We start from the raw sequence: 4,472 nt of genomic DNA, 5'->3' as shown, positions 1-4,472 counted from the left end.
ATCAGCGGGATATTGGGAGACTCCCATGCCGCGGCATTCGGGGAACGATGCTTCCATCCCGGTAATGCCAAAGCAACATTGGGCACGGGTTCCTCCATTCTGATGAACACAGGCGCAATGGTAGCACCTGAGAAAACAAAAATGGTATCAACAATCTGCTGGAGCACCACAGAGAACGTATCCTATGCCCTGGAGGGAATCATTGTCAGCTGCGGGTCGACCCTCAACTGGATAAGCTCTTCTCTTGGATTCTTCAGCAGCGGGAAAGAAGCCGATCAGATTGCCATGAAATTAAAAGACAACGGCAATGTCTATCTTATTCCGGCTTTCAGCGGCCTGGGCGCCCCCTGGTGGAAAATGGAGCAGAAGGGACAGATCCATGGACTGACCTTCAGTTCCGATAAAAACCATATTGTCCGGGCAGGTCTGGAATCCATCGTCTACCAGGTGGCGGATGTGATCCATGCCATGCAGAAAGACAGCGGATCAAAGCTGAAGTCCCTGCAGATCGATGGAGGAATATCGGTCAGCCCCTTTATCCAGGATATGATGGCCTCCCTTCTTCCTCTGGATCTCTTCAGATGTACCTTGAAAGAGGCTTCTGCCCTGGGGGCAGCGTGGATGGCAGGACTGGGAATAGGAATCTATGACTCTATTGATGACATAGAGAGATTATCCTATAATTATAAGCATATTAAAAAAGAAGAGAACCTTGAGTATCAAAAAACATACTCAAAGTGGGTAGATATTCTGAAGGGGCTTTAAAAAGTGCTTGCTGAACAAAGACGGGAAAAGATCCTGGAGCTTATACGTGAAAACGGAAGTGCACGGGTAAAAGATCTCAGCATACTGTTCGGTGTCTCAGAACCCACGATTCGACAGGATCTTGATAAAGTTGAAAACGCCGGAGAGATTGCCAGAGATCACGGCGGAGCCTTTCTAAAAAATATTCAGCTCGCTGTATCCAGCCTGTCCTTGGAACACCGGGAAAACATGGATCTCAAGCAGAGAATAGGAAACAAGGCTGCCGAATTTGTCCGCTCCGGGAGTACGATTATCATGGACTCGGGAACGACCGTGACGGAACTGGCAAAGGTCCTCAAGGGAAAGAAAGATCTCCGAATCATAACGAACAGTCTGAATATTGCCCTCATCATCGGTGCCGAACCGGGGATGGAGGTACACATGACCGGAGGTGAGTTCAAGGCTCCCACCTTGAGCCTGACCGGGGAAAAGGCGGCGGCCTATTTTTCCAACACCCACACCCAGCAACTGTTTCTGGCCACCGCAGGTGTTTCTCTGAGCAGCGGATTAACTTATCCCGGATTCAGTGATATTCCCGTTAAAAAAGCCATGATAGAGTCGGCAGAAGAAGTTTTTCTACTGGCAGACTCTACAAAGATCAATAAGACAGCCTTTGCAGCGCTTCATGCTCTGGACAGAATTGACTATCTTATTACCGACAACAGGATCAGTAGTGAAGATATACAGTCATTTACCAGTTTCGGAATCAAAGTCATCATCGCCTGATAGTTCCAAGCACAAAATATGAAAAGTATCTCGACATGGCGTCACTGGCTATTCTCATTGTCCCCTCCCCCCTTATGGGAGTATCGGACCCACTCAACGGCCGGAGGGAATAGCAGATCCCAGGGAATAGGAGGAAAGGGTAAAAAACGGGTACAGACAGAGGGATTCTGAACGACAATTCTAGTATTCTGAATTTCCGGGAGGCCATACCTTTTCAGGAAAGGATATTTTTCCATTCTTTGAGGATCATTTAAAGCCCTGAAAAAAACTCATATGACGGCTGGTATCATTCAGGTTCTGATGATGACCTTTGGCTTACAAGATGTGGGTGAAGATTATATATTCAACAATAGTTTTAATTGATGATATTCAAAGCATCCATCTCTGAGGTCTACAATTAACAAATATATTTTTTCCAGCAGCTGATCTGATAGGTTATAATGAAAGTGGAGTTAAGACAAAATGCCTATAGAATCACAAAAACCTACAATACTCGAAGATCAGAGGATTCTGGAAGCCTTATCAGAGATAGGTGTCTATATAACAAATTATAAGACTGAAGAAACCCTAATCAGTAAAACCTGGAAAGACATACCTGACCGTTTTCAGGTGAAACAGATTAGTCCTGATTTTCTGAGTCATATCCACCCCGATGATAGAGAACAACTCGCCCGGGATCTGGATTCCATTAAAAAGGGAGTGTCATCAAATTTTAACTGTATATTCCGCATGAAAGATTCTAGCGGTAAATACAAATGGATCAAATCTAAGGGCAAAACCGTCCACTCCGATGAAGATGGTTTGCCCATCCTTTTTGTCGGCTTCGACACAGATATTTCGGAATTAAAGAAAACTGAAAAGAAACTACTCAATAGCATCACAAAAGAGAAAAAACGCTCTGAGGAACTTGAGATTCTTCGTCAGATAGCAGCCGGGTTTAGCTCATCCCTGGATACAAACGAGACGGTCCTGAAAATTCTGAGAGAAATCCATCGTATCATTCCCTATGATATGGCATCCATTCAGATTCTGGAAGGTTCCTGGCTTCAGGTAATTGGCGTTGAAGGCTTTGAAAATGCAGAAGAAATCAGGAAGCTCCGGTTCAGGTACCCGAATCCTGAAAGCTTGAGTACCAAGGCTTTGCAGGAGAGAAAAGCAGTCCTGTCCAATAATGTCACTATAGATTTCCCAGGATTCACTCAGCCTGAAAAAGGAATGAATATAAATTCATGGATCGGAATCCCTCTCATCAGTCATGGGGAGATCATTGGCCTGATGGCTCTGGATCATCTAGAGAAGAATCAGTTCAATAAGCATCAACTGGAGCTGGCAGAGATTGTCGGGGACCATATTGCCACAGCCCTGGAAAACTCACAACTACATGAACGAACCTATAAGATGGCAATGGAAGATGCATTGACCGGCATTGGAAGCCGTCATCGCCTGCAAATGGAGGGAAGGCTTCTATTCGAATCTGCTATTCGTTCGGAATCATCCCTATCCCTGGCCATCCTTGATATTGATAAATTCAAAGATGTAAATGACACATTCGGTCATGATATTGGAGATCTTGTATTAAAGAGGATCGCCGATACCTGTGCGCAGGAAATCAGAATCACCGATCTGCTGGCCCGCCTGGGGGGAGAAGAATTCATCATCCTATTGCCTGACACAACAGAAGATAAAGCCTTTCAGATCATAGACCGAATCAGAACAAAAGTCGGAGCCATCCATCACCCGGAGTTTGACAAGCAGGTGGCAATAAGCGCCGGAGTCTACGGCGCCGTACCGGATAAAGAAAACAAGCTGGGTTCCTATCAGACAAAAGCAGACAAGGCTCTCTACGCCTCCAAATCAAATGGACGAAATCGAGTCACTCTTTTCAGCTCTCTCTAAATCAGGACGATAGCCAGAGTGGCCCCAAAAGCAACCAGGAAAATCCAGAGGAGAAAGATAGCTCTTGTGCTGAGCCTTTCGGTCTGAATCAAAGAATCCTGCATGGGCAAGCATAAGCTCATTCTGTTTATTCAACAATATAGAGATGTCATTAGGTTTATCCATTATAATGAGAATATCGATACTTAAAGGAGGCCTCCATGAACATGCAGGACATCCTTCAGAATGATAGACTCAGTAGAATATCATGACTGTAATTACCAAAACCCTTGCCAAAGATATTAATTCCACCAACATTTTCTGCATCTTCTTTGACAGCGAAGGTCACCTTGACGGAATGATGTTCAGACAAATTAAGATCTTCGATCCTCAGTGAGGAAATCTGCTTTCCGTCAACAAAGGAGCCTTCTTCTGTTACGACCCAATTCTTCAGGAGACCGTATTGCGAACCTTCCAGTTTCCACCAGTCGGGGGTGTAATTCCCCCTCTTGTCTCCGAAATCTCCCGGGCTGGTCCAGGTACCGACCTCTTTGTCATTGATCAGGAGGGTGATGTCTGAAAGCCACTTTGGATCAGTCCCGGGTATCTCCGAGGAAAGTTCAACAATGACCTCCAGTTTTTTCACGGGTTTCTTCTTATTATACGAGTTATTAGGAAATTGATATTTAACGAAGCCCTTCTCAAACCAGAGCAGACCGGCACTGATTCTTTCAGGTTCCAGAAATGATTCAGGTGTATCCAGGTAACCCACGATCTTAGTGGATGTACACATTCCGCAGGGAGATGAAATATCATATTCAATAAACAATCCCACAGGCATTTCCACAGTAATGATCTCATCATCGGAATTCATTTTATCCTGATAGGCAATAATATATTCATCATAGATACTCTTGCAGATTTTCTGATTTCCCTTAGATGCCTTTCGAATCTCATAACTGATCAATCCGGCTTTTTCAAGGGTCATAATATTAGTGGCCACTGTCGATTGAGGTAAATCAAGACTGGAAGCCAATTCATTGATATTTTTTTCACCACGCCTCAGT

At 44.6% G+C, this 4,472-nt stretch carries 5 protein-coding genes; 3 read left to right on the top strand and 2 right to left on the bottom strand.

All coding sequences use genetic code 11. The features are described from left to right. From PF479_RS15020 to PF479_RS15010, 3 genes are all read left to right on the top strand, one after another. On the top strand, positions 1–765 hold a 765-nt coding region (locus PF479_RS15020; RefSeq protein ID WP_298008058.1), incomplete at its 5' end, for an FGGY-family carbohydrate kinase. 3 nt (positions 766–768) lie between these two features. Further along, entirely contained in the window at positions 769–1,530 is a 762-nt protein-coding gene (locus tag PF479_RS15015; protein WP_298008056.1) for a DeoR/GlpR family DNA-binding transcription regulator, read from the top strand. Positions 1,531–1,992: 462 nt separating this feature from the next. After that, complete coding sequence (locus tag PF479_RS15010; protein WP_298008054.1) at positions 1,993–3,426, top strand: diguanylate cyclase; 1,434 nt, start codon at positions 1,993–1,995, stop codon at positions 3,424–3,426. Here the strand turns inward: PF479_RS15010 and PF479_RS15005 are convergent. Continuing rightward, positions 3,423–3,548: a hypothetical protein gene (locus PF479_RS15005; RefSeq protein WP_298008052.1), complete on the bottom strand. Its 126-nt coding sequence runs from the start codon at positions 3,546–3,548 to the stop codon at positions 3,423–3,425. The two genes, PF479_RS15010 and PF479_RS15005, sit on opposite strands and share 4 nt — an antisense overlap. A gap of 98 nt (positions 3,549–3,646) precedes the next feature. Then, positions 3,647–4,472: ArsR family transcriptional regulator (locus PF479_RS15000; protein WP_298008050.1), on the bottom strand; the 826-nt coding region annotated here is incomplete at its 5' end.

Origin of the sequence: Oceanispirochaeta sp., from assembly GCF_027859075.1 — a bacterium.
Lineage (GTDB): Bacteria > Spirochaetota > Spirochaetia > DSM-2461 > DSM-2461 > Oceanispirochaeta.
This window is presented reverse-complemented; position numbering and strand designations above follow the sequence as displayed.